The organism is Erwinia sp. (assembly GCF_031978025.1).
Taxonomy (GTDB): domain Bacteria; phylum Pseudomonadota; class Gammaproteobacteria; order Enterobacterales; family Enterobacteriaceae; genus Erwinia.
This window is the reverse complement of sequence record NZ_DALZCD010000361.1, coordinates 1-3499: the sequence shown is the minus strand read 5'-3', so window position 1 is coordinate 3499 and position 3499 is coordinate 1. Positions and strand designations below refer to the sequence as shown.

Sequence of the window (3499 nt, the reverse complement as noted above, 5' to 3'; positions counted from 1 at the left end):
AGCACGGTGTGCAGCGGGAACAGGGGCAGCGAAGCGGTATCGGTCATGGCCGGCGACAACAAAATCAGCAGCAATTTTTCGGCGGGCAACATTTCTGCCGCAGGTCCACCCTTTAATTTCTGCAATGTAATGGGGATGGTTCCTGGTTTGGCGCTCTGCCTCGATGGCTTCTATCGAAGCCCAGCTCCAGGGGCTTTTAAAGGTAAACGATACGATATGCATTAACATGGATCCTTTACTCTCCTTGCCGTTTAATGGGTTAATACATTAAAAAATCAAAAGTATTATGGCGGAATCAGGGAGAAAATTGTTACCTATATCGCTTGCTTTACTTATCACATCAGGAAAAAATGACCGCTTAATAAAGGTAAAAAGGAAGGAATATTCTGCTATGCCGTTGGATAAGACAGAAATAAAAATCCTGAAGCTGTTGCAGGATGACGCGCGTATTACCAACCAGGTTTTGGCAGAAAAAACCGGTATGTCTGCTTCACCGTGCTGGCGAAAAGTACGCAGGCTGGAAGAAGAGGAAGTGATCCAGGGCTACAGAGCGGTCTTAAACCGTAAAAAGATTGGGCTGGGGGTGATGGTTTTTGTGCGAGTCTCTATAGACAGCCACAGCGAAGCCGAAGCCCGTAAGTTTGAGGAAGAAGTCACCGCGCTGGAAGAAGTGGTCGCCTGCTACAGTATCGGCGGCGATGCAGATTTTTTATTGCAGGTGGTGGCACAGGATCTCGATTCTTACGCCGATTTCGCCATGTCGGTCATTCGCCGTCTGCCCGGTATTAAAGAGATGCAAAGCATGTTTGTGCTGAAAGAGATCAAGCCGCTGGCGAGCCTGCCTGTTAAAAAGCTCATTTAAAGCAGACCTGATGCCGATGCGCTTTTTCCTGCTTCCCTTGCTATGAAAGAAGAGATAATGTGCGCGTGACGAAGTGGCGCTTCCTCGCTGACTGGTGCCACCTGATAATCAATTTTCTCAGCGGAGAAACTCATGAGTAAGCACGTTCTGTTTTCAGCCCTTTTATTTGCTGCAATGCCGTTAGTGTCGACGGCTTTCGCCGAGGATAGTCAGGTAGAAGCGCCTCAGGATCCTGCCGCAGCCGCTCCGCAGGCGCCAGCAACGGATGCGCCAGCGGCGCCCGCTCCGGCAGCACCTGCACCGGTAGCGCCGGAAGCGCAAACGCCTTCCCAGGCGCAAACGCCATCGGGCGAAGAAGCCGCGCCGCAACGCGATCCGGCTCATCCGTATGAAATTCAGTATTTCTTTGCTGATTTCCAGCGCTTTGCGATTGGCAGCATCGTGCCCGATCGTTACCGCACTAAAAAATATGAAATTGTGGACTGGAAAACCCGCCATCTGCCTGCGCCAGAGCAGGGCGCCAGCTGGACCTACATGGGCGGTAACTACGTGATGTTTGCTAAAGAAGATGGCCGCATTCTGAAAGTGGAATCCGGCGACATTTTCTATAAGCAATAGGCCATAAAAAAGCCCGGCGGTTGACGCCGGGCCTGGCAGAGTACGGGCAAAGCGGTGTTTTTATTCTGCCTTTTTCCGATCGCCGTAGAGATAGCTCAGCGAAGCCAGCAGGCACAGGCTGTAGCCCAGCAGCTCACAGCCTTCCTCCGCCATGTTTTTGACCGTGTGGTTATACCCATCCAGCATCAGATGCTGCCAGAGGTCGCGCATGCCGAACAGGCGCGCAAACACTAAAATGGTCAGCAATCCCGCACACAACATCCCCCAGGCAGGATGACGCAGCAGATCGGCCAGGCCTTTCACGGCATGTTTTGGCTGACGTACGGCGAGGGCAACGCAAGCGCCAGCGGCGGCCAGAGCAAACCACACCCAGCTGCCGTGCGACAGGTCGTCGAACAGGAAATCCAGCTCGCGGATCAGCATACAGGTGAAGAAACCGCCGACTAATATCAGCGTCGGCCTGAGAGCAGGCTGTCGATAAGCGCTATAAAAGTAGAGCAGCACGATAGCCAGCAGCATCAGCTCCTGAGCGATCTCGGTAAACGAGGTTTCATGTACGCCGTTGTTCATCCAGCGGACATCGATAAAAACCATTCCCATCATGGTAGCCAGAAACAGCGCGCAGCCAATAAAAGCCAGTGCCTTACGGCGGATAAACAGTAAATCAGATTGCATAATGCCCCTTATTTTTTTTCGGGGCGATTATAGGCACTGAGTCAGCGTGGGCTTACCAAATAATGCCGCCAGGGGACGGCGGCGCCGAGATTGTCGTCCATATTGCACTGATTTGAGTTAATCAGCGCTGAAAAATGCTGTCAGACACTTAATCCGGTAATCGATATCTTTCCTGCTGCCGGGTAAACCAGGCGGGCGGGACGTAATAGGGCGCCAGCGTCAGCTGTTCAATACCGCTTTCGATAATGACAGAAGCCTGACGCCACAACGCATCATTACCGCCTTTCAGCAAAGCGATCTGCACGCGTTTCTCTACCAGATAAACGCGGGCAAAGTGTGGATCGTACTGAATAATCGAGCGGGTGTTATCAATGATATCGGCCAGTTTGATGGTCTGGGCATCGCCCGAGGCCTGCGCCGTGTGGCGAAAATGGGCCACTTTACGTGCCGCACGATTCTTTGCGTCGGGCTGCTTGCTGTCGGTCAGCATCGCCACCAGCGAGGTAACCTCCGCGCCAAAATGGTTCTCAATATCCGCCAGCGTGTTGGATGTATCCTCAACCGTGTCGTGCAGCCATGCCGCGGCCAGCATGATTTCATTATCGGTTACGCTACGCACCAGCTCGACTACCGCGGCCGGATGAACGATATAGGGCTCATCGGTATATTTGCGACGCTGACCCGCTTCAGCATGCGCTTTACTGGCATATCGCCGGGCCTGTTCTTCCAGTGAATACATGTTTTCTCCCCCTGAGCCTTAAGATTCGCTTGCAATTATATAGTGCACTATTTATATTTTTTACCATGACTACAGATAAAGATGACAAAAAAGCGGAAACCTCGCCACTGTTGCTTGACCGGCAGCTCTGCTTTGCGCTTTATTCCGCCAACCTGGCGCTGCATAAGCTGTACCGGCAGCTGCTGGCGCAGCTCGACCTTACCTATCCGCAATACCTGGTGATGCTGGTGCTGTGGGAGCGTGATGACGTGACGGTATCTGAAATTGGCGAACGGCTGTTTCTGGACTCCGCCACGCTTACACCGCTGCTGAAAAGGCTGGAAGCCGCGGGCCTGCTGGATCGTCAGCGCTCGCGCAAAGACGAGCGTCAGGTGGTGGTTACGCTGACCGGGCAGGGCCGCGAGCTGCGCCTTAAAGCCGTCGATTTGCCTCAGGCCGTGAGCTGTGCCGCCGCCTGCGACGAGGAAAAAATGCGGCTGCTAAAAGTCGAACTGGAAAACCTGCGCGACAGCCTTAACGGCTAGACCCAGGTCTGGCTGTGGAAAGTCTATACTGAATACAGTCGCTGTATTAAGTCGCTCGCGATTTAATAGCGCATATAAAAC

The 3499-nt window shown here is 53.1% G+C and carries 5 protein-coding genes; 3 read left to right on the top strand and 2 right to left on the bottom strand.

All coding sequences use genetic code 11. The annotated features are described in order from the left end of the window. Positions 1-391: 391 nt before the first annotated feature. Both RTK32_RS20220 and RTK32_RS20215 read left to right on the top strand, forming a co-directional pair. Complete coding sequence (locus RTK32_RS20220; protein WP_312047076.1) at positions 392-862, top strand: Lrp/AsnC family transcriptional regulator; 471 nt, start codon at positions 392-394, stop codon at positions 860-862. A 132-nt stretch (positions 863-994) separates the two neighbouring features. Beyond that, positions 995-1480: an RcnB family protein gene (locus RTK32_RS20215; protein ID WP_312047075.1), complete on the top strand. Its 486-nt coding sequence runs from the start codon at positions 995-997 to the stop codon at positions 1478-1480. Between the two features lie 60 nt (positions 1481-1540). Here RTK32_RS20215 and RTK32_RS20210 read toward each other — a convergent pair whose 3' ends face one another. Together RTK32_RS20210 and RTK32_RS20205 are read right to left on the bottom strand one after the other, a co-directional pair. Further along, the gene (locus RTK32_RS20210) at positions 1541-2155 is read right to left on the bottom strand and encodes a hypothetical protein (RefSeq protein ID WP_312047073.1); all 615 of its coding nucleotides are present in this window, start codon (positions 2153-2155) and stop codon (positions 1541-1543) included. 148 nt (positions 2156-2303) lie between these two features. Continuing rightward, a complete protein-coding gene (locus RTK32_RS20205) occupies positions 2304-2894 on the bottom strand; it encodes an HD domain-containing protein (RefSeq protein ID WP_312047071.1) in 591 nt (196 codons plus the stop codon). Positions 2895-2959: 65 nt separating this feature from the next. On the opposite strand from RTK32_RS20205, the gene RTK32_RS20200 reads away from it, so the two are divergent. Further along, positions 2960-3418 carry a MarR family transcriptional regulator gene (locus tag RTK32_RS20200; protein WP_312047070.1) on the top strand — a complete coding sequence of 153 codons (459 nt, stop codon included), beginning with the start codon at positions 2960-2962 and terminating at the stop codon, positions 3416-3418. Positions 3419-3499: the final 81 nt, after the last annotated feature.

Excerpts from the sequence above, each read along its gene's own strand:
- RTK32_RS20205 (WP_312047071.1), bottom strand. The coding sequence starts at position 2,894 with ATGTATTCACTGGAAGAACAGGCCCGGCGATATGCCAGTAAAGCGCAT.
- RTK32_RS20215 (WP_312047075.1), top strand. The coding sequence starts at position 995 with ATGAGTAAGCACGTTCTGTTTTCAGCCCTTTTATTTGCTGCAATGCCG.
- RTK32_RS20220 (WP_312047076.1), top strand. The coding sequence starts at position 392 with ATGCCGTTGGATAAGACAGAAATAAAAATCCTGAAGCTGTTGCAGGAT.
- RTK32_RS20200 (WP_312047070.1), top strand. The coding sequence starts at position 2,960 with ATGACTACAGATAAAGATGACAAAAAAGCGGAAACCTCGCCACTGTTG.
- RTK32_RS20210 (WP_312047073.1), bottom strand. The coding sequence starts at position 2,155 with ATGCAATCTGATTTACTGTTTATCCGCCGTAAGGCACTGGCTTTTATT.